Origin of the sequence: Paenarthrobacter ilicis (assembly GCF_016907545.1) — a bacterium.
Taxonomy (GTDB): domain Bacteria; phylum Actinomycetota; class Actinomycetes; order Actinomycetales; family Micrococcaceae; genus Arthrobacter; species Arthrobacter ilicis.
The window spans coordinates 209,786-230,311 of sequence record NZ_JAFBCD010000001.1; the positions used below are offsets into that span (position 1 = coordinate 209,786).

The window sequence follows — 20,526 nt, forward strand, 5'->3', positions numbered from 1 at the left end:
CATGATCATCGAAAAAATTCTCGGCAACCTGCACCAGGAGCCCGGCGCGTATGCGGGCCACCACAAGGAAAAAGTGGTGCTCCCCAGCTCCCTCCTGGTCAAGCGAATCCAGCGCGTCACCACCGATCACGGCAAGGAACTGGGTATCCGGCTTCCCAGCGGTTCCGGGGACCTCCGCGACGGCGACATCCTTGCCGTCACTGACACCAACCTCATCATCGTTTCCGTGCTGCCCACGGACGTCCTGGTGATCGCGCCCCGCAGCATCCACGAGATGGGAGTGGTGGCACACTCGCTGGGCAACCGGCACCTGCAGGCGCAGTTCTTCGACGCTGCCTCGGAGTACGGGGCCCAGGTCATGGTGTGCCAGTACGACCATACGGTGGAAGATTTCCTCAAAGGCGTGGGCGTTCCCTATGACAGGCAAGAGCGGGTCATGCCGGTGCCGTTCCGCCATGCCGAACACTCGCACTGATGACCAGCCGGGCCCGCATTATCAGCTGGCACGGCCTTATCAGCTGGCACTGCAGCAACTGACCGACTCGGCACTGCCCACCGGCGCTTTTGCCCATTCCCTGGGGTTCGAGAGCTACATCCAGCGTGAACTGGTGCATGACCAGGACAGCTTCGCCACGTGGCTCCACGCATTTGTGGGGCAGCAACTGACGTATTCCGACGGGCTGGCCTTTCGCTTTCTTTACGACGGCACGGACATCGGCTTGCTGGACTCCCTGCTGTCCGGGCAGTTGCTGGCCCGGCAGGTCCGGGAGGCCTCCGTGAAAATGGGCGGAAGACTCCTGGAGATTGGTGCGGAGGTATTTCCCTCCCGCGCATTGGCTGCCTACCGGGGACTGGTCCTTGAAGGCACGGCCGCAGGTCATCAACCGTTGGCCTTTGGTGTCATAGCGCGCTCACTGGGAGTGCCGTTCGAAGAAGCACTGACCGCCTACCTGTTTGCGACCGTCACCTCCCTCACACAGAACGCAGTGCGCGCCATCCCGCTGGGGCAGAACGCCGGGCAGCGGGTACTTCGCCAGGCGCACGACGCCGTTGCTGCCGCCGTCGCGGATATAGCACAGCTGTGTTGGGACGACTTCGGGGCAGTGAGCCCCGGACTGGAAATTTCACAAATGCGGCACGAACGCCAACGTGCCCGGATGTTCATGAGCTAACGATTGCAAAGGACAAGTAACATGTCAGAACCCATCAAGATCGGCGTGGGCGGCCCCGTCGGAGCAGGCAAAACCCAGCTGGTGGAACGCATCACCCGGCACATGAGCGGCGATATCTCCATGGCCGCCATCACCAACGACATCTACACCATTGAGGACGCCAAAATCCTGGCCGCCAACGGGATCCTCCCGGAGGACAGGATCATCGGCGTGGAAACCGGGGGCTGCCCCCACACCGCCATCCGCGAAGACACCTCCATGAACACCGCTGCGATCGAGGAACTCAAGGCCCGGCACCCCGATCTCCAAGTGATCTTTGTGGAGTCCGGGGGTGACAATCTGTCCGCAACCTTCAGCCCCGAGCTGGTGGACTTCTCCATCTACATCATTGATGTGGCCCAGGGCGAGAAGATCCCGCGGAAGGCCGGGCAGGGGATGATCAAATCCGATCTCTTCATCATCAACAAAACGGACCTGGCACCGCACGTGGGCGCGGATCTGAGCATCATGGAGCGCGACTCCAAGGAGTTCCGCGGCAACAAGCCCTTCTGCTTCACCAACCTGAAAACCGACGACGGGCTGGACGCCGTCCTGGACTGGATCCGGCGGGATGTCCTGATGCTTGATCTGGCCCAGTGAGTACCGCCACCGAAGCTCCACCCCGGGGCCGGTTGGAACTGGGCGTCAGCGTACGCAGCGAACGGTCCGTGGCCACGCGGCAGTTCCACGAAGGCGCCCTGCGGGTTTTGAGGCCGCATTACCTGGATGCTTCCGGCCAGGTTTGCTATGTCATGGTCAACCCGGGTGGAGCCTACCTTGGCGCCGACCTGTTCCTGATTGATGTGGAGGTGGAGGACGGCGCTGACCTGCTGCTCACCACACAGTCCGCCACCAAGGTGTACAGGACACCGGATTCCTTTGCAGAGCAGCGGATGAACATTGCCCTGGGGGCGGGTTCCCGCTTGGAGCTGGTTCCGGATCAGTTGATCGCGTACCGGGAGGCCAGCTACCGGCAGACGACGCACATCAGCCTCCACCCGACGTCGAGCCTTGTCATGGCGGAAGTGGTGACGCCGGGCTGGTCGCCGGACGGCGCGTCCTTCAAGTACCGGGAGGTGCGGTTGCGGAACGAGATCCACGTGCGCGGCGACGCGTCCCGTCCCAGTGGCCTGTTGGCACTGGACAATCTCCTGATCCGTCCTCCGCTGAACGATGTCTCCGGAATGGGCTTCATGGAGGGCTTCAGCCACCTGGGTTCCCTGGTGGTGGTGGACCCCAGGGTGAACCAGGACCTGGCGGACCAGCTGGACCAGGTGACCCGCGGCTTCGACGCCCACACGGGCGTTTCTTTAACGGCACCCCTTGCCGGAACCACCGGGCTTGTGCTGCGATCGTTGTCCAACAGCACTGTGGAGCTCCACTTGTTGCTGGGCGACTGCACCAGCCTCCTAAGGGAACGCTGGTATGGCCAGGGGCCCATAAACCTGAGGAAGTATTGATGACTGCGCTGACCGATTTCGCCGCCATGTACCGGGAACGGGAGAAACTGTCCCTGCGGACCCGGCTGCTTTTCACGTTCGGTGCCGTGGCCGCCTTGCATGTGGCCGCCGTCGGGCTGTTGCTGGCAGGGTCCGCTGGTTCCGCGCAACCGCTGGCCTTGGGGCTGGTCATCACGGCGTATGTGGCCGGCATCAAGCACAGCTACGACTGGGACCACATTGCTGCGATCGACAACTCCACGCGGAAATTCGTGGCCCAGCACAAGGACCCCGTGAGCGTGGGTTTCGCGTTCAGCCTGGGACACAGCTCGGTGGTGATCCTGGCGGGGTTCCTGGTGGTGGCCGGCGCAACCCTGGTGGGCCAGTTCATGGAGGACGGAACCACCGGCAACACGGTGCTGGGCCTGATCGGGAGCGGTGTATCAGGGCTGTTCCTGTTGGCCATGGGCCTGTTCAACGGCTCGGCATTCCTGCGCGCCACCAAGGTGTACCGCGACGTCCGCGCCGGCGGTGAGGTCCGCCCCGAGGATTTGGAAGCCAAGGGGTTCGTGGCACGCTTGCTGGCCAAGCCCCTGTCCAGGGTGGAAAGGCCGCGGAACATCTATGTGATTGGCTTCCTGTTCGGGCTGGGGTTCGATACCGCCACCACCATCGGGCTGCTGGTTATTACGACGACGGCGTCACTCGCCGGAGTCTCTCCGCTGGCCCTCATGGCCCTCCCGCTCGCGTTCACGGCCGCCATGACCCTGTGCGATTCCGCGAACGGAGTGGCCATGATGAAGATGTATAAATCAGCCATCCACAACCCCCAACGCAAGCTGGGGTTCAATGCGGTAATCACCGGTATCTCAGCGGTCTCGGCCCTCTTCATCGCGGTGATTACGCTGGGTGGCTTCCTCAACACAGCGTTCGGGCTGCAGGATCCGCTGACCCTCTGGCTGGGCGGCATCGACCTGGGCGATGCCGGCCTGATCCTGGTGGGACTCTTCGTGGTGGTGTGGGCCGTATCAGCCGTGCGCAGCCACGGGGCAGCCCGCGCGGCCGGCAACAGGGCCTAGGAAACAGCCACCGCGTTCAGCAACTGGTACGTGTCCACGCCGCGGTCCGGGGTGTCCAGGATGTTGGTCAAGAACACCACGCAGCGATCCTGTTCGGGCAGCATCCACCATTCCGTGCCGGACCAGCCGGGATGTCCGTACACTTCCTGTGCCAGGAGGCCGGAGGTATCGGCGGGCATCTGGAATCCCAGCCCAGTGTGCCGCAAGGGCTCCGGCCGGGTGGTGATGTGGGAAACCCCGGTGGTCCTGGGCCTGCGCATGGCTGCCAGGGTGGCGGGGTGGACAGCTTTGCCGGAGTCCCTCAGCAGTTCGGTGCCCAGTGCCAGCAGATCCGCAGCCCGGCCGAACAGGCCTGCCCCAGGGTGCTTCTGCGCAAACATCGCCGGCGCATCCAGGCCCGCATCGTCAGTTCCGCGGACGGTGTGCGCATTGCAGCCGGTGCTGAACGTCAGCCCGTCCGCGCCGGTGTCACGGGCAAGTGCCAGGAGTTGCTCTTCGAATCCGCGCCCGTCTGCCCATTCGGCCATGGCCGCGGCGCCTTCAAAGCCAATGTTGCAGTACTGCGCCAGGGAGCCCGCGAAAAAGGCCTGCTCCGCTGAGGTGAGGGCCGCGCGCAGGGGAGTTCCGGCGTCGAGCGCTGGATCGGCGATCCCGGAGCGGTGGCTGAGCAGGTGCTCCAGCGTCACGGTATCCGTCCGGCCGGCGCCGAATTCCGGGAGGGCCTCCGAAAGCTGCGTGCCCAAGGACAGCTTTCCCAGCTCCACCTGGCGCATCACGGTCAGGGCAGTGATGGGCTTGGATACCGAGAACAGCGCAAAGAAATCGTCTGCGGCGGCATTCCGGCCGGCGTCGGCCCCGAACGCTGCCACGTCCTCCATCCCCTTGCTGGATGAGATCCCCAGTACTGCAACCGGCACGCGACCTTCGTCTACCTGCCTGCGTGCCCATTCCATGGACGGTCCCGTAGTCACCATGGTTCGAAACTATCGCAGGGATCACAGAATTATCTTGAGGCCGCGTGTAACCGGTGCGCCCGGGCCGGAAACTATACAAGTATCCTGCAGGTCCGGGTTCTATATTCAGGGGGAAAAATCGTGCTTTCCGAGCGCGAATTGGCATTCATTGCCATTCACAAAGACAGCTATCCAGCCGTTTACAGATTCGTCTGCCGACGCGTCGAATCGGCTGATGTGGCGGAAGAGATCGCTGGAGACGTCTTCCGTGTGGTGTGGCAGAAGTGGGATGACAACAACCACCCCGACATTGCCTTTTTGCTCACTGTGGCCCGGAACCTGGTGGGGAACGCGTACAGGAGCCGCGACCGGCGGCAGGCCTTGCAGGAAAAACTGCGGTCGACGGCGGTGGACCGCTTTGGCGGTGACTCGGAGATCGTGGCGGTACAGGAAGCAATGGACCGTCTCCGTGAGCAGGATCGCGACATTTTGCAGTTGGCGTACTGGGATGGGCTGGGGATAGCCGAGATCGCCGCAGTGCTGCACTGCAAGGAGTCCGCGGCGAAGGTGCGCCTGCACCGGGCCCGTGCTGCCTTCCGGAAGCAACTGCCTGCAGGGGCGCAACCGACAACAGAGAAGATGGGGGTCTGAAGACAATGGATCCGATCAAGAACCAGATTTCAGCGATTGACCCGCTCACTATCGATCCAGTGACGGAACCAAACGGGGAAGAGGCCCTGCATAAAATTCTGTCCGGCAGCACCGTGTTCAGCGACAGCCGATCCTTGGCCGGAGTGACGTCACTGGAAACCCGGCGCCGCAGGAAGGCCCGGATTGCGGGCGGACTCCTGCTGGGCGCCGCCGCAGTAACGGCCGGGGTGCTGGTAGCCAGCAACTTCGGCACGGTCAGCTCCACTCCGGCACCGGCAACCACGGTCACGGAAGCAACGCCCACGCCGAGTGCTTCGGCCACAGCGACACCAACAGCCACGCCTTCGGCCACCCCCACGGCGACGCCCACTCCGAGTGCCACCCCTACGGCGACGCCCACTCCCACGTCAACGCCCACCCCGAGTGCAACCACCGCGGCGCCCCCGGTGCAGGCTCCCACCCTGAAGACCTTCACCTTCCCGGACGGGCACCTGTCCTTCACCTACCCGGCCGGCTGGACCGTGACCACGGAGCAGGGGGGTTACATCTCCGAGGCAACGAAGGCCGGCTCTGTTGGTGCGACCATTTTTGATGCCTCAGGAAGCAAGGTGGCCATCATCAACAGCGGAATGTACGGCGACGGCGCCGGAGGTTTGGTGAAGCGAACGGTGTTGGACAGTGCTCCGATCCCGGGCCTCGCCAGCACCAGCAGGGGTCCGGCCTACTTTGCCTTCCTGGCCGATGCCGGTGTGGCGACATCCCCTCAGGGGGAGGTCATTCCGCGTCCGGCGTCCGATGCTGATTTGTACTACTCCATGGACCTCAGGCCTGCGGAGGAACTGAAGAATGAGCAGATGCCATCCGGCAGCAACCAGATGGGAATGCCCAACGGGACTATGAACGCCTACGTGGTCCTGGACCATACAAAGGGTGCGGCCTTCGCCTCCCAAGCAGCTGCCAAGGCCTGGATGGGCACCACCCAATATGCCCAGCTCAAGGCGATGCTGCTCAGCCTCAGCTACAAGTAGAAAGTGCCGTTTGGGCAAATGCACGGATGGCTGCGAAAAGGTTATGCAACAGTCCATAACGATGCTCCGGGGACTTGAATATGGTTGAAGAGATCTGCTTCACACCAGCTATTCCAAGGACGAGATTCAACGATGAAGAGCATCGCCCTCCTGCGCGAACGTGCCACCCGCGTTATGCCCACCGGTTCCCACTGCCCGGCGTCGGGTCTGTGGAGCCCGGACGCCCAGCCGGACGTTGTCCAGGTCTTTACGGAAGGCAGTGTCCTGCCCGCATTCGACGGCATGCCCACGGTGTGGCGTCGGCGCAGCGCGGCTGTTGTCCCAGCATGACCAGCACCATCCTCAACCGGCCCGCAGGCTACCGGCACGTCCCGGCCCGTGATTGGGCAGAACTCAGCAGCGGCGATCCTGTGTGGTTCTACGACGTGTCCTGGGGCGTGGGAACGGGCCGTGTTGATGACGTCTCCCAGTACCAGGAACTGCTCTGGATCATGCTGGAACCCACTGGCCGCAAACTGATCTGCGGAACGGACGATGTTGAGGTCTGGGCCGCCTGAAAAGCTCGCCGGGATGGCAGGTAATGACAATTTCTGAGCGGATGATTGTCATTGACTGCCATCCCGGTGTCAGTTAAACCGGTATGAGCATGCTGGGCGAGCCAGTCTCCACGCGGCTCACCGGCCCGTCCGGCAGGCCCGTCTCCTTGTCCAGCCTGAAACTTACGACGTCGTCCGAGCCTTCGTTGGCCACGTACAGCCAGCCCTCGAGGACCAAGTGGTGGCGCGGCCACTCGCCCCCGCACGGAACGTCCGCCAGCGGCTCGAGCCCGGTGCCGTCGTCGAGGACTTTCAGGACGCAGATGCGGTTGGTTCCCCGCACGCCCACGTACGCAAAGCGGCCATCAGGGGACAAGGCAATTTCCGCTCCGGAATCGCCCTCCTTGGCGCCGTTGATGCTGGCAGGGACCATGGCCGTGAGCTCATAGGTGCCGTCCGGCTGCATGCGGACCGAAGCGACCTCCACGGAGTATTCCGTGTCCACAAACACCGTTCCGCTGTGGTGGCGGGCCATGTGCCGCGGGCCGGAATCCTTGGGCAGGATCACCTGGTGCTGGATCTGCAGGCCCTCACCCGGCACGTACTTCCAGACCCGCACAAGATCATGGCCCAGGTCCGTGGTCATCACCCGGCCATCGGGGAGGACCAGGCTGGAATGCGCGCGGCTGGGCCGGTCCGCGTCCACCGGTGCCGTGGAGTGGGGATCGACGGCGGCTTCCGCGCTGAAGCGCGAGGTGATGGCGCCATCGTGGTCCAGCTGGTACAGGATGACCTGACCGTCGCCCCAGCAGGTTGCCACGATGAATCTGCCATGCGGGTCGGCAGCCACGTGGCAGGTGGCCTCGCCCGCGGTCCAGGGTTCACCGAAGGCCTCCAGCTCCGCAGTGCCGGTGCGGCGATAGGCGCGGACGGTCTTGCCCTCCTCCGCTACGGCGTACACCACCGGGAGGGTGGGGTGAAGAGCGAGGAACGACGGCGAGTTGGCAGCAACCGCCACGCCAACCGACGTCAATTGTCCCTCCTGATCGGCAGAGAGCGCAGTAATGCCCTTGCCGTTGCCGTCCCTGTCAGCGGTGTAGGAACCGGCCCAGATCAGGGTGTCATGCGTCTCCATGGTCAGTGCCCCTGTACGTCCGAGTCCACACCGGCGTCAGGTCCGGCGTCGAGAGTTTGCAGCTTGGTGAGGTCTTCCTGGTCCAGTTCAAAATCAAACACCGCCAGGTTTTCCTGCATGCGCTGCGGGTTGGCGGTCTTGGGGATGGCAACCAGGCCCTGCTGGACATGCCACCTCAGCACCACCTGACCCGGCGTCTTCCCGTGCTTTGCGCCGATGCCGGCCAACACGGGTGCATTCAACAGATCGCTGCCGGCGCCCAGCGGGCTGTAGGACTCGGTGATGATGCCGTGCCGTTCGTTGAAGGTCCTGGACGCGGGCCGCGGAATGGAAGGGCTGACCTGGATCTGGTTTACCGCGGGAACCACGGACGTTTCGCGAAACAGGTGGTCCAGATGGGCGGGCTTGAAGTTGGACACCCCAATGGAGCGCACCCTGCCTGAGGCCTGCAGTTCCTGGAAGGTTTCCCAGGTGGACACGAACTCGCCACGGCGCGGCAGGGGCCAGTGAATCAGCAGGAGGTCAACGTACTCCAGGCCAAGGCGCTCCAGTGAACCCTCCAGCCCGGCCACTGCTTTGCCTGAGCCTTGGAACTCCCCATCCAGCTTGGTGGTGATGAAGAGTTCCCCGCGGCTCACCCCTGCGGAACGGATGCCGTTGCCAACCCCCTTCTCATTGCCGTACTTCACAGCGGTGTCTATGTGCCGGTAGCCGTGGGCAACAGCCTCAACAACGGCATCTGCAACCTGGGCATCGTTCAAAGGCCACGTCCCCAACCCCAGTTGGGGGATCTTGTGGCCATCGTTGAGCTCAATGAGTGGGGCAAGTGTCACGGGCGTTGGTTCCTTTCATACAGCCGGTCACATAGCTCCATGTAGTCCTCTTGCACTACTTGAAGCTCAGGATGCTGATCATGCCATGCCACGATCTCCCTGGCACCGTCCGCGAAAGGAATTGTTGCTGTGAAGTCCGGAACCAAGGCTTTGATCTTGGTGTTGTCGAACACCACGGAGTGGGATCGATCGCCCAGCAGGTTGGGGCCAAGTTCCGGGCTGTGGGCAGCGATGGTCTCCGAGGCAACATGGAACAACTCAGGCTCCGGAACCCCTGCAGCACGGGCGAACAGGCGGTAGATCTGGTTCCAGGGCAAGTACTCGTCCGAGGTAATGGTGTAGCTCTCCCCGATGGCCTGGGGCCGTCCAAGCACGCCCACCAATGCCTTGGCGAGGTCCCGGCTGTGGGTCACCGTCCACAGCGAGGTGCCATCCCCATGCACCATGACCGGCATCCCGGCCCGCATCCGGTGAATGTCCGTCCAACCACCCACCATGGCGATCTTGGTGCGATCGTACGTGTGGGAGGGCCGGATGACTGTCAGCGGAAAATCCTCATCCCGGTAGGCGGCGAACAGCAGTTCCTCGCAGGCGATCTTGTCCCGCGAATACTGCCAGAACGGGTTCTTCAAGGGCGTCGATTCCCTGATGGGCAAGGTGGTGGGAGGCTTCTGGTACGCCGAGGCCGAGCTGATGAAAACGTACTGGCCCGTCCGCCCACGGAACAGCTCCAACGCGGTCTGCGCCTGCTCCGGGGTGTAGGAGATAAAGTCCGCAACGGCGTCGAACTCTTTCCCTGCAAGCACCTCACGGACAGCTGCAGGGTCCCGGATGTCGGCGTGCAGAACCGTGGCCCCCTCCGGAACCGGCCGCCCGGCTGACCGTCCCCGGTTGAGAATGGTCAGCCGGTGGCCCAGTGCCACGGCGCGTTCAGCGGCCCAGGCACTGATGACACCCGTGCCGCCGATGAACAGGATATTCCTGGGGGCAACCGTGGTCCCGGAGGGCGGCAGGCTGCTTGCGGGGTCGCTCACCAGGCGTAATCCTCGGGCGCGGTGCGGTGGCCGGGGAAGATGCTGTCCAGGCGCTTGAGGGCGTCGTGATCCAGGGTCACGTCCAAGGCCCGGATGGCCGCGTCCAGTTGTTCCTGCGTGCGTGGTCCAACAATGGGCGCCGTGACGGCGGGTTGATGAAGCAGCCAGGCCAAAGCAACGTCACCGGGCTTCTGGCCCAGCTCATCCGCAAAGTCCTCGTAGTCCCGGATCTGGCCTTCATGCTTCTTCAGGGTCTCCAAGGCCCGGCCCTCCGTGCGGCGGACGCCTTCTTCTTCCTTCTTGAGGACGCCGCCCAGGAGACCGCCCTGCAGGGGCGACCATGGAATCAGGCCAACGCCGTAGTCCTGTGCTGCGGGGATGACCTCGAGTTCCAGCTCGCGTCGGAACAGGTTGTAGATGGATTGCTCGCTCACCAGGCCCGTGTAGTTCCGGCGGCGCGCTGCTTCCTGCGCCTTGGCGATGTGCCAACCGGCAAAGTTGCTGCTGCCCGAGTACAGGATCTTGCCCTGCTGGACCGCCACTTCGATCGCCTGCCAGATCTCATCCCACGGTGTATCGCGGTCAACGTGGTGGAACTGGTACACATCGATGTAGTCCGTCTGGAGCCTCTTCAGGCTGGCGTCCAGGGCCCGCCTGATATTCAGGGCGGACAGTTTGGACTCGTTGGGACGGTCCGTCATGGTGCCGTACAGCTTGGTGGCCAGGACCGTCCGCTCGCGGCGCTCGCCGCCCTTGGCGAACCATCGGCCAATGATCTCCTCGGTCCATCCGCGATGTTCAACGCCGCCGTACACATTGGCGGTGTCAAAGAAGTTGATTCCGGAGTCCAACGCGGAGTCCATGATGGAGTGTGCGGCGTCTTCTTCGGTTTGCGGCCCGAAGTTCATGGTGCCCAGGCAAAGCCGGGAGACTTTCAGGCCGGAACGGCCCAGGTGGGTGTACTGCATGCTGTTCTCCTTGGGGGTCTAAAGCTGGGTGAAGGATGCGACGGCGGGATCGGAACCAATGCGGGCCCCGGTCTCCAGTGCCGTGAGGGATGCCAGTTCCGATTCGGTCAGGGTCAGGTCCGCAGCCCCGAAGTTCTCACGCATACGGCTGGAATCCGCCGACTTGGGAATCACGATGGTGCCCTGGGCCAAGTGCCAGGCGAGGATCACCTGTGCAGGAGTGGTCCCGTGAGCTGAGGCGACGGCCGTGACTTCCTCCGAGTTCAGGTCCTTGCCCTGGCCCAGCGGGCTGTAGGCCTCCACGGCAATGCCCAGGTCACGGCACTTGGTGGCCAGCCCGCCCTGCTGGAACGTGGGATGCAGCTCGATCTGGTTGACGGCGGGAACCACATCGGCTGTGCGCAGGAGGTTGTCCACGTGCTCGGCGAGGAAGTTGGAAACTCCGATGGAGCGGACCTGCTTGTCCTGGTAGAGCTTCTCCATCTCCTTCCAGGCCTGCGTGTACAAATCCTGGGAAGGGACCGGCCAGTGAATCAGGTAGAGGTCAATGACGTCCAGGCCCAAGGCGTCCCGGCTGCGCTGGAAAGCATCGTGGGCCTGGCCCTGCTCGCCATTGCGGAGTTTGGTGGTGATGAAAAGCTCGTCGCGGGGAATGCCGGATGCGGCGATTGCTGCGCCCACCCCGGCCTCATTCCGGTAGGCGGCGGCAGTATCGATGTGACGGTAGCCGGCCTCCAGCGCGTCCTCCACCACCCGCTGGGTTTCTTCCGCGGGTACCTGGAACACCCCGAATCCAAGCTGGGGAATGGTGATGCCGTTGTTCAATGTCAGCTCTGGCATGACGGTCTCCTTCGACGGTACGTGGTGGCAGTGGCCCTTGACGGGTTCGCCCGACCATGTGGGCATGGCTGGAAAACGCTTTCGCAGGCTCTGTAGTGAGCCTATTCAGTTTTGGCCGCAGAGTCAGCAACCCTGACTGATCCTGTTTTTCCTAGGTCTGCCAGACCTACCCACGCTGGTGGTGTTTCAGACGCCGCGGGCGGCAGAATGGACTGATGGGTCAAAGCGCAGAGTTCGGAAAATTCCTGAAAGCCATGCGCGCGCGCCTCTCTCCGGAAGACGCAGGCGCGCTGGAATCCACCGGCTCCCGGCGGGTTCCCGGACTTCGCCGCGAGGAAGTGGCCCGGTTGTCCGGTGTGAGTACTGACTACTACACCCGCCTTGAACAGGGCCGCAACATCCACCCATCCAAGGCCGTCCTTGATGCGGTGGCCAGGGCCCTGCGCCTGGACTTTGGGGAGCAGGCGCACATGATGGACTTGCTGCAACACTGCGCAAGCACCGCACAGAATCCCGGGCCCGTGCAGAAAGTGCGGCCGGGACTGAAGCAACTGCTGGATTCCCTGGGGGATGTGCCGGCCATGGTGTTGGGCCGGAGGGCCGATGTGCTGGCCGGAAACCGCATGGCGTACCTGCTGTTCACGGACTTTGCGGAGTTGCCTGCCCCGGAGCGGAACCTGACGCGCTGGATCATTCTGGACCCCGCTGCGGGAGAGCTGTACAGGGATTGGAAAACGGTGGCCGCTGAAGCCGTTGGGGCACTCCGGATGGACGTGGGGCGCCACCCCAACGACCCCCGGACCAACCAACTGGTGGGAGAGTTGGCCGTGCACAGCGAACAGTTCCGGCAATGGTGGGCCGGGCACCGCGTAGCAACGCGTTCGGCGGGCATTGTCCGGCTGCATCACCCCGTGGTGGGCCACCTGGAACTGAACTTTGAAACCCTGAGTCTCCCGGACGATCCGGACCAGCTGCTGAGGGTGTATTCCGCCAAGGCGGGGACGCCGTCGTCGGACGCTTTAACGCTGCTTGGCCTGAACCAAACCGCCGGGACGGCAGTCAGTGACAGTGTTTAACTGAAGCACTGCCACTGACTGCCATCCCGCGGGATGGAATCAGCGCTCCAGGCGGAAGCCGAGCTTGATGGTGACCTGCCAGTCGGCCACTTTGCCGTCTTCAAGGTGGCCGCGGATTTCCTTGACTTCAAACCAGTCCAGGTTCCGCAGTGTTTCGGAGGCGGTGGCGAGGCCGTTCCTGACTGCGTCGTCAACGCCCTCGGTGGAAGTTCCTACAATTTCGGAAACGCTATAGGTGTGGCCGGCCATGATTCTCCTCATCAACGTCTAACGGACTTTCGGACAACGGCGCGCGGGCCGTGCAAGCACCCTAGCCCACCGGTGTCCGCGTCGGCCAGAGGGTCAGGACCCGTTTTCCCGCCAATCGTTGCTGGTGAGGTGCGAGCCCGCCTGCGGTCCCATTTGCAGCATCCCGCCGTCCACCGGCCAGGACGCACCGTTGACGTAGCTCGACGCCGGTGAGGCCAGGAACGCGATCACGGCGGCGACTTCCTTGGCGTGGCCCGGGCGCCCCAACGGCACTCCGGGACGCTCCACGGTGTGGGGATCTGTGTCCGCATGGCCGGTCATGGGCGTCGCGATTTCGCCGGGAGCCACGTTGTTGGCCGTGATTCCGTAGGCCGCCAGCTCCAGCGCCATGGTTTTGATCAGGCCGCCCAGGCCGTGCTTGGCCGCATCGTAGGCGGAAGCGCCCACCCGCGGCTGGAATTCGTGGACGCTGGTGACTGCAATGATGCGCCCGCCCCGGCCGGCGTTGACCATGCGCTTGGCTGCCGTTTGCAGGGCAACAAAGGCGCCATTGAGGTTGATATCCAGGGTCCTCATCCACGTCTGGTAGTCGAGGTCAAGGAACTTTGTGCCATCCCCGGCGCCGGAGTTGTTGACGAAGACGTCAACGCCGCCGAGTTCCTCGGCGAGGTTGTTGATGGCGGCAGCGGTTCCTTCAGGATCGGTGGTGTCCAGGTGGTGCACCACGGCCTTGCGGCCCAGTCCACGAACTTCCTCCGCGGTTTCTTCGGCCCCCTGCTGGTCCGAATTCCAAGTGATTCCCACGTCCAAGCCGGCGTGGGCCAGGGCGACGGCGGTGGCGCGGCCAATACCGGAATCGGAGCCCGTGACAATGGCGGTCTGCGGTGAAAATGAAGTGTGGCTCATGGTGGTGGTGCCTTCCTGTCGCGTGGGAGTTCCGATGCCCTATTCCTACCCGGTGGGGCCGCGCCGTAAACGCTGCCGCGCGGGAGGTCATCCCTGCTGATGGGGATGGCGTGTAGATTTTCTTGGAGCAGCACCCAGTAAATACCGAGAACCAGGAGTACTCATGTCAGAAGTTATTGTTGTCGGCGTCGACAGCAGTGAAACGGCCAAGCGTGCGGCAACAGTTGCGGCCCAGCTGGCCACCGCACTTGGCGCTGAACTCCACGTGATCAGCGGCTTCTCCGATGATCGCATCGAAGAGTTCGGCAGCGGCAGCGACCGCATCACCGTCTCCTCTGCCGATTCCGCGGAGTACGTGGCCCGCAAGGTCTCCGAGGAACTGGACATTCCCAGCAACAGCGTCAAGTACTACGCTGCCCGGGGTACTCCGGCCAACGCCCTGATCAACTACGCCGAAACGCACAGCGCCTCCCTGATTGTGGTGGGCAACAAGCGCATGAAGGGCCTGGGCCGCGTGCTGGGCAGCATCGCCAACAGTGTTGCCCACGGCGCACCGTGCGACGTTTACATCGTCAACACGGACATCGACGCGTAGCACCCACCGTGTAAGTAGCAGCAGAGCGCGTTTTCGAAGCTCAAAACGCGCTCTGCTGCGACTTGGTTGGAGACCAGGGGCTAGTGGCCTTGGAAGGCCTCGGCCAACCACCACGATCCGCCGTCGGAGGCGATCTTTGCGTCGATCACCAGCGGGCGGTCCTGGGTTCCGGCGTCGTAGGCCGCGAGCCACGGACGAACAGCTTCCAGGTCACTCACGGTGCGGACAGTGATGCCCTGGGCCCCGAATCCCCGGGCTATCGCGGCGATGTCCGTGTCCGGGAACACCACGCTGGACAGGTCCTGCGCGGGATTCCCGGCCGCAAAATGATGTACCTCCGCGCCGTACGCGGCATCGTTGTAAACAATGCATACCAGCGGCAGTTTCATACGGACGGCCGTCTCCAACTCGCTGATTCCCATGAGGAACCCGCCATCGCCCGCTCCCAGGACCGGTAAGCGCTGTGGTTGCGCCACGGCGGCCCCAATGGCGGTGTAGAGGCCAAGCCCGATTGCCTGGAAAGCCTGGGTGAAGCAGAATCCGAACTCATCGGGAACGGCCAGGTACTGGCTGGGATAGCCCATGAAGTTGCCGGAGTCCACGGACACAATCCGGTCCGCGGGCAGCAGGGTGTCGAGTTCCCGGGTGAGGACGCGTGGGTCGATCGATGTGGCGGTGGACAGGTCCTCGGTTGCCACGTCCCGCCACCGCGAGCCCTGCTTGATGGCCAGCGCATTGGCCTCCGTGCGGTACTTTTCCGCGGGCTCGGGCTGCCCTTGCCTGAGTGCCTCCAAAGCGTCGGCCGCGGCCAGCGCCGAATCCCCCAGCACACCCAGCGAGATGGGCCGGTTGGCGCCGAGCGCGGCATCTTCGACGTCGATCTGCACTACCTTCGCCTCGGCCGAGATCAGCCGTCCGTGCCGCATGGTCCACATGTTCAGCGCGCAACCCCAGCCCACAATGAGGTCCGCATCGCTGATGAATTCTGCGGTGACAGGCGAGGAAAAGCCGCCGGAAATGCCGAGGTTGTGGGAGTCGCCGTTGAAAAGGCCGCTCGCTACCGCGGAGGTTGCCACCAGCGCACCAGCGTGGTGCGCCAGCGCCAGTATCTCCCCGCGGGCACCACGCCCGCCGCGGCCGGCAACGAAGACCGGGCGTTCCGCCGCGGAAATCAGTGCCACCAACTGCTCAATCGCGACTGCGTCGGGGCGCACCTTCAGCGCTTGAGGTACGACGACGGCACTCACCCCCTCCGCGGCGGTTGAGGTTGTGGCATTTTGCACGTCAAGCGGCAGGCTCAGCACCACAGTGCGGCGTTCGTTCACGGCCGTGCGGAAGGCCCTGACGGTGTCTGCCACAGCTGTGGAGGGGGAGTGGATACGTTCGGCGATTGCTCCGATGCTCCGGGCCAGGCCGTCCTGGTCGATTTTGAAGTTGGACCGGATGGCTGCGGCCTGGGTATCGGCGGTCAGCACGATCATGGGGGTGCGGCTCTTGGCTGCCTCGCCGATGCCGGTGATCGCGTTGCTGAGCCCGCAGCCCTGATGGGTAGTGACCACCCCTACTTTCCCGGACATCCGCCCGTAGGCATCGGCCATGGTGGCCGCGCCGCCTTCATGGCGTGCGGCGGTGAACGGGATGCCCTCAGCCATGAGAGTGCTGGTGACATCAAAGTTGCCGCTGCCCACCACTCCAAAGACATGCCCCACACCCAACCGGGCCAGCGTCCGGCCTACCAGCGTTGAGACCCGGGTTTCCCCGCTCACGCGTGCCCCACCGTGGAACGCTCCACCAGCGCGTACACACGGCTGGGGCTGCCCGTGCCGCCGACTATTGGCAGCGGTGCCACTACCAAGGTGGCGCCCGTGACCGGGAGCCGGTCCACGTTCCGCAGCGAGGTCACCCCGTATTTGTCCGCCCCCAGCAGGAACGAATGGACAGGGAACATCGGGTCCAGGGCGCCGGCCTGACCGGCGTCTATGCCCACGGTTTCCACCCCGAAACCACTGATCGACGCATTACCGGCAAGCCACTTGGCACCGGCTGGCGATACACCGGGAGTGTGGGGTCCGGCGTCGTCCGCGTTGACGAAAGCCGCAGCGTCCGCACCGCGGGCCGCCCAACCGGTCCTGAAAACCACCCAGCAATTCTCCGGGAACACCCCATGCTGTTCCTGCCACTGCTCAAAGTGCTCCGGCTCCAAAAGGAAGTCCGGGTTCGCTGCAGCTTCAGCGGTTTTGTCGATCACCACCAGCGGTCCCACCAGCCGGTGCGGCTCGATCTTGTCCACGGACTTACCGTCCTTGCCCGTAATCCAGTGCACCGGGGCGTCCAAATGCGTCCCGGCGTGCTCGCCCACTGTGACGTCGTTCCACGCCCACGCGGGACCGGCGTCGTCGAAATTGCTGACCGGCGATACGGACAACCCCACGGTGTTCGCGAACGGTTGGGGGAGGTTCAGGATGGGGGTCTCGGAGCTGAGGGGCGTGGTGAGGTCGATGATCTCCACCGAACCATCGGAAAGGGCTGCGGTGAGCCCGGCCAGAACAGACATTGTTCTCCTATCGCTTGCTTGGTTTCAGTGCTGCTTGAATACGGGAAAATCCGGAGGGCTTGGCCGTGAGTCTCTGTGCCACCAGGTGGCCCGATCCGCCCGAAAGCCCCGGCCCGGGGTGGGTGGAGGCCCCGATGTGCCAGAGGCCTTTCACTGCGGTCCGGTGGCCTGCGGCCTCGGGGAAGGGCCGCCACAGCAAATTCTGGAAGAGCTCAGCTGAGCCGCCGTAGGGATCGCCCTTCACGGCGTTGGGGTTCCCGGCCAAGAGGTCCGTGGGAGCCAGGATGTCCGAGGCAAGGACGGTGGAACTGATGCCCGGGGCGAACTGCTCCAACCGTTCCAGGACCCTGTCCAGATAGGCGGCCTTCAGCTCCGCCGTCCAGCCGCCCTCCACGGTGAGCTTTCCGGCGGCATCGCCCACGGGGGCAAAAGGGACTTCTTGGAGCTGCAGCCACAGCGTGGCCTTCCCTTCCGGTGCCCGGGAGGGATCCAGGACGCACTGCTGACCCACCACTACCGTGGGCTCGCTGGGGAGGAGGCCGGCCTCGGCCTGTGCGCAAGCAATTCCCGTGCTGTCAGAACCGTTGCCCACGTGGACCAGCGGCACCGTCTTCAGCCTGGGATCCAACCACTCAACGGGTTTGTCCAAGGCCAGATGGATCTGCATGGCGCCGCGGCCGTTTTGGTATCGCTCAGCCGCTTTGGCCGCCGCCGCAGGAGGGTGGCGCAGGAGCTTGCCGTAGAGGGCTTGCGGTGAAACGTTGGCCAGGACAGTCTCCGCGGCCACCACGCCCTGGGACGTCCGTACGCCCGTCACGGAACCGCCGCTGGTGAGGATTTCCCCGGCCTCGGTTCCCAGCATGATCCGGACACCGTGATCGCGGAGCAGGGACTCAAAAGCGTCAACAAACCGTGAGGCCCCGCCCTTCACCACGGGCAAGCCGAAGCTGTGCATGCTCATGGCCATGACCGGCAGCATCACACCGCCGGTGGCCTGGTCCGGGCCAAGGCCCGCGTGCAGTAGCCACGGGGACCAGAGTTGGTCCGCTTCCCAGCCGTCGAAGCGGCTGCGGAGGTAGTTCCGGCCGCTCATAACAGCATCACGGACGAACGCTTCATTCCCGGCAAAGCGGCCCGTGCGGAGCGCTCCTGCAGCGATCCTGGCGACGTCCTTGAAGGACCGGAGCTCAGCCCCTAAGGCGCCGAAAACCGTCCCGGCGTTGCGTCCGAGGTCATCCAACATGGCTTGATACGCGGCGTGGTCCCCAGGATTCCCAAACCCGGTCCGGGCCGGATCCCGGTAGGCGATGGCTACGCGGTGGCTGCCGGACGCAGGATCCACGGCTACGCCCGCAGTGACGGCCTCCTCCGTGTTGCAGTACTCCAGGCCCCGGGCGTGCAGCTCCTTCCCCAGGGCGGCGTACGCTCCGCCGGAAACGAACAGCGGGTGCCAGGAAGAGAACGAGTCATGGATGAAGCCCGGCAGGGTCCGCTCCGCAGAATGAATGAAGCCACCCAGCCGGTCTGCTTGCTCAATCAAGCACACGCGCTGCCCGTCCAAGGCCAGCTCGGCGGCCGCCACCAGGGAATTGATGCCCGAGCCGATGATGGCGACGTCAACGGAGTCATCCATGGGTAACCGATCCTCTCTGTGGTTGGTGGAACGTGAGTGTAGTGAACCGTGCTGTTCAGAAATCCGGGTGCGTGGCTGTTGCGTGGTACTTGCCGGCGTGGAACACCAGGGGAGCGCCGCCGTCGTGCGTGTATTTTTCCACTTCACCCACGTAGATGACGTGATCGCCGGCGTCGAACCGTGAAACGGTACGGCACTGGAACACTGCCACGGCGCCGTCCAGCAGGGGAACTCCGGCGATTCCTTCGGACGTTTCCGCCCCGGCGAACTTGTCCGTGGCGGGAGTGGCGAACTGTCTGGACAGGACGTGCTGGTCGCTGGCAAGGACGTTGATGGCAAAATGCGTTGCGTCCTCAAAATCGCGCAGGCTGGGGGAACGCTTGCTGGGGCACCAGAGGACCAGCGGCGGTTCCATGGAGACCGAGGTGAAGGAGTTTGCGGTCATGCCCACCTTCCGGCCATCGGCCGCCAGGGTGGTCACTACGGTGACCCCGGTGGCGTATTGGCCCAGCGCGCCCCGGAAGTCGCGGAGGTCAAAGGCTGCGGAATCGTCCTCCTTGCGGGCCTGCATGAAGTCAGCGGCTGCTGTGGCGTCGAACCACCACGGGTAGGACGTGCGGGGGTCATCGAAACCGGCCACAATGCCGGCTGCCAACGCGGGGTGTTCCGCGGCTTCGCTGAGCAGCGTCTTCTGGTGGTCGCGGCGGGGCTTCAGGAGATCGTTGGTCCATTCCACCGCCCATTGACCCCAGCCGCGCCAGAATTCATCAAACGTGCGTTCCATCCAGGTGCGGTCAAAAGGTTGCTGGCCGCGGCGCACGATCGAATCAAGGTAATACTTGGCAGCCAGGGTGGCGTTGTTGGAGCCTTGGCCCGTCAGGGGATCGTTGAGGACCACAGCGTCACCAAGGCCGAACACCAGCTTCCCGTTCTCCAGTTCCGCCACGGCGGACCGCACTGTCGGAGTAATGCGGCCCAGCAGCGTGGCGCCGCTGTCCGTCAGCTCCGCGCCGGCAAAGTTCTCCGCTTCGTGCGGAAAATGCTCCCGCAGCAGGTCCAAGGATCGCTCCAGCTGCTCTTCGGGGCTTCCGACGTCGGTCCAACGGTCCATGGGGCCGCCCACCACGCCTTCAAACACCATCATGCGGCACGGACCGGAGACTGTGAGGCCGGGGAAAGTAAAGAATTCCCCGATGCCGGGCGCCATGGACATGCGGATCGCGCCGGCGTTCCCGTCCTGGTCCGTGGCAGCATCAGCGCGCGGCTTGACGTAGTTCAATGCCAGGACGCGCTGCGGGCGGTCGAACGGGGATTTGGCCTTGTCCCGCGGGAAGATCTGTCCGATCTCGCCCTTTCCAGTGCTGACAATGACCAGCTCGTAGTCCCGGGACAGTTCCTCGAGCATGCGGGGAGTGACTTTTTCTATCCGGAAGTCGCCGCCGTTGGCCACGAACGTCTCAATCCAGCGGGCACTCTTAATCCGTTGGTCCACCGACCTCGCCGGGTTGTCCAGGGGCGCTTCCCACTCAATGGCCTGGTCGCTATCCACGCGGAGGTGGATGGCCGTGATGTCCGGGACCGAACCGGCGTCGTAAAGCCCGGCCAGCGCAGTTCCCATCTGGGCTTCGGCGTCCAGCGCGGTGGAAAACATGCACTGGCTGGACATGACCTTGCCCGAGCGGATCTGGGCGGCGGACCGGTCTGACAGAAGTGTCACCGCATAGCCCTCGCGCTGCAGTCCCAATGCCAGTTGCGCGCCGGATTCACCGGCCCCGATGATTGCTATTCTTCGCATGATGCAGTCCT

The 20,526-nt window shown here is 64.1% G+C and carries 23 protein-coding genes; 11 read left to right on the forward strand and 12 right to left on the reverse strand.

Annotated features, from left to right (window positions below; genetic code table 11):
* Position 1 precedes the first annotated feature (1 nt).
* Genes ureE through JOE60_RS01035 form a run of 5 tightly spaced genes read left to right on the forward strand, consistent with a single transcriptional unit; the run spans position 2 to position 3,729 of the window.
* Positions 2 to 475, forward strand: coding sequence for an urease accessory protein UreE (ureE, locus tag JOE60_RS01015; protein ID WP_167269206.1), 474 nt, complete (start codon positions 2 to 4; stop codon positions 473 to 475).
* Positions 456 to 1,172, forward strand: a complete 717-nt coding sequence (locus JOE60_RS01020; RefSeq protein ID WP_167269204.1) for an urease accessory protein UreF — start codon at positions 456 to 458, stop codon at positions 1,170 to 1,172. The genes ureE and JOE60_RS01020 overlap by 20 nt, the downstream gene beginning before the upstream one ends.
* Positions 1,173 to 1,193: 21 nt before the next feature.
* Positions 1,194 to 1,811, forward strand: coding sequence for an urease accessory protein UreG (gene ureG, locus JOE60_RS01025; protein WP_167269202.1), 618 nt, complete (start codon positions 1,194 to 1,196; stop codon positions 1,809 to 1,811).
* A complete protein-coding gene (locus JOE60_RS01030) occupies positions 1,808 to 2,671 on the forward strand; it encodes an urease accessory protein UreD (RefSeq protein WP_167269200.1) in 864 nt (287 codons plus the stop codon). Before ureG ends, JOE60_RS01030 begins: the two co-directional genes overlap by 4 nt.
* The gene (locus tag JOE60_RS01035; protein ID WP_167269197.1) at positions 2,671 to 3,729 is read left to right on the forward strand and encodes a HoxN/HupN/NixA family nickel/cobalt transporter; all 1,059 of its coding nucleotides are present in this window, start codon (positions 2,671 to 2,673) and stop codon (positions 3,727 to 3,729) included. The genes JOE60_RS01030 and JOE60_RS01035 overlap by 1 nt, the downstream gene beginning before the upstream one ends.
* Here the strand turns inward: JOE60_RS01035 and JOE60_RS01040 are convergent.
* Entirely contained in the window at positions 3,726 to 4,703 is a 978-nt protein-coding gene (locus JOE60_RS01040; RefSeq protein ID WP_167269195.1) for a serine hydrolase domain-containing protein, read from the reverse strand. The genes JOE60_RS01035 and JOE60_RS01040 overlap by 4 nt on opposite strands.
* 120 nt (positions 4,704 to 4,823) lie before the next feature.
* Between JOE60_RS01040 and JOE60_RS01045 the strand changes: the two genes are divergently transcribed.
* The 4 genes from JOE60_RS01045 to JOE60_RS01060 all read left to right on the forward strand — a co-directional run bounded on the left by JOE60_RS01045 (position 4,824) and on the right by JOE60_RS01060 (position 6,918).
* Positions 4,824 to 5,333 carry an RNA polymerase sigma factor gene (locus tag JOE60_RS01045; protein ID WP_167269192.1) on the forward strand — a complete coding sequence of 170 codons (510 nt, stop codon included), beginning with the start codon at positions 4,824 to 4,826 and terminating at the stop codon, positions 5,331 to 5,333.
* 59 nt (positions 5,334 to 5,392) lie between these two features.
* Positions 5,393 to 6,361, forward strand: a complete 969-nt coding sequence (locus JOE60_RS01050) for a hypothetical protein (RefSeq protein WP_338112595.1) — start codon at positions 5,393 to 5,395, stop codon at positions 6,359 to 6,361.
* A 132-nt stretch (positions 6,362 to 6,493) separates the two neighbouring features.
* Positions 6,494 to 6,691, forward strand: coding sequence for a hypothetical protein (locus tag JOE60_RS01055; protein ID WP_167269187.1), 198 nt, complete (start codon positions 6,494 to 6,496; stop codon positions 6,689 to 6,691).
* Positions 6,688 to 6,918, forward strand: coding sequence for a hypothetical protein (locus JOE60_RS01060; protein WP_167269184.1), 231 nt, complete (start codon positions 6,688 to 6,690; stop codon positions 6,916 to 6,918). Before JOE60_RS01055 ends, JOE60_RS01060 begins: the two co-directional genes overlap by 4 nt.
* 73 nt (positions 6,919 to 6,991) lie before the next feature.
* On the opposite strand, the gene JOE60_RS01065 is transcribed toward JOE60_RS01060, so the two are convergent.
* The 5 genes from JOE60_RS01065 to JOE60_RS01085 are packed head-to-tail and all read right to left on the reverse strand — an operon-like array spanning position 6,992 to position 11,707.
* Positions 6,992 to 8,032: a lactonase family protein gene (locus JOE60_RS01065; RefSeq protein WP_204814803.1), complete on the reverse strand. Its 1,041-nt coding sequence runs from the start codon at positions 8,030 to 8,032 to the stop codon at positions 6,992 to 6,994.
* Between the two features lie 2 nt (positions 8,033 to 8,034).
* Positions 8,035 to 8,865 carry an aldo/keto reductase gene (locus tag JOE60_RS01070; protein WP_167269181.1) on the reverse strand — a complete coding sequence of 277 codons (831 nt, stop codon included), beginning with the start codon at positions 8,863 to 8,865 and terminating at the stop codon, positions 8,035 to 8,037.
* Positions 8,862 to 9,899, reverse strand: a complete 1,038-nt coding sequence (locus JOE60_RS01075) for an SDR family oxidoreductase (RefSeq protein ID WP_336110863.1) — start codon at positions 9,897 to 9,899, stop codon at positions 8,862 to 8,864. The genes JOE60_RS01070 and JOE60_RS01075 overlap by 4 nt, the downstream gene beginning before the upstream one ends.
* The gene (locus JOE60_RS01080; RefSeq protein ID WP_167269178.1) at positions 9,896 to 10,867 is read right to left on the reverse strand and encodes an aldo/keto reductase; all 972 of its coding nucleotides are present in this window, start codon (positions 10,865 to 10,867) and stop codon (positions 9,896 to 9,898) included. Before JOE60_RS01080 ends, JOE60_RS01075 begins: the two co-directional genes overlap by 4 nt.
* Before the next feature lie 18 nt (positions 10,868 to 10,885).
* Complete coding sequence (locus JOE60_RS01085) at positions 10,886 to 11,707, reverse strand: aldo/keto reductase (protein ID WP_167269175.1); 822 nt, start codon at positions 11,705 to 11,707, stop codon at positions 10,886 to 10,888.
* A gap of 215 nt (positions 11,708 to 11,922) precedes the next feature.
* On the opposite strand from JOE60_RS01085, the gene JOE60_RS01090 reads away from it, so the two are divergent.
* Positions 11,923 to 12,783: a helix-turn-helix transcriptional regulator gene (locus tag JOE60_RS01090; RefSeq protein ID WP_167269172.1), complete on the forward strand. Its 861-nt coding sequence runs from the start codon at positions 11,923 to 11,925 to the stop codon at positions 12,781 to 12,783.
* Positions 12,784 to 12,822: 39 nt separating this feature from the next.
* Here JOE60_RS01090 and JOE60_RS01095 read toward each other — a convergent pair whose 3' ends face one another.
* Positions 12,823 to 13,032: a dodecin gene (locus tag JOE60_RS01095; protein ID WP_167269170.1), complete on the reverse strand. Its 210-nt coding sequence runs from the start codon at positions 13,030 to 13,032 to the stop codon at positions 12,823 to 12,825.
* Between the two features lie 93 nt (positions 13,033 to 13,125).
* Positions 13,126 to 13,938: an SDR family oxidoreductase gene (locus tag JOE60_RS01100; RefSeq protein ID WP_167269168.1), complete on the reverse strand. Its 813-nt coding sequence runs from the start codon at positions 13,936 to 13,938 to the stop codon at positions 13,126 to 13,128.
* Between the two features lie 163 nt (positions 13,939 to 14,101).
* Between JOE60_RS01100 and JOE60_RS01105 the strand changes: the two genes are divergently transcribed.
* A complete protein-coding gene (locus JOE60_RS01105) occupies positions 14,102 to 14,533 on the forward strand; it encodes a universal stress protein (RefSeq protein WP_167269166.1) in 432 nt (143 codons plus the stop codon).
* Between the two features lie 80 nt (positions 14,534 to 14,613).
* Here JOE60_RS01105 and JOE60_RS01110 read toward each other — a convergent pair whose 3' ends face one another.
* From JOE60_RS01110 to JOE60_RS01125, 4 genes are read right to left on the reverse strand one after another with little or no spacing between them, the layout of a single operon-like run.
* Entirely contained in the window at positions 14,614 to 16,299 is a 1,686-nt protein-coding gene (locus tag JOE60_RS01110) for a thiamine pyrophosphate-binding protein (protein ID WP_167269164.1), read from the reverse strand.
* Positions 16,296 to 17,087 (reverse strand): cyclase family protein, encoded by a 792-nt coding sequence (locus tag JOE60_RS01115; protein ID WP_167269162.1) that lies wholly within the window; start codon positions 17,085 to 17,087, stop codon positions 16,296 to 16,298. Before JOE60_RS01115 ends, JOE60_RS01110 begins: the two co-directional genes overlap by 4 nt.
* A 7-nt stretch (positions 17,088 to 17,094) precedes the next feature.
* Positions 17,095 to 18,720, reverse strand: a complete 1,626-nt coding sequence (locus JOE60_RS01120; RefSeq protein ID WP_167269160.1) for a phytoene desaturase family protein — start codon at positions 18,718 to 18,720, stop codon at positions 17,095 to 17,097.
* Positions 18,721 to 18,775: 55 nt separating this feature from the next.
* Complete coding sequence (locus JOE60_RS01125) at positions 18,776 to 20,515, reverse strand: flavin reductase (RefSeq protein WP_167269158.1); 1,740 nt, start codon at positions 20,513 to 20,515, stop codon at positions 18,776 to 18,778.
* Between the last annotated feature and the right edge of the window lie 11 nt (positions 20,516 to 20,526).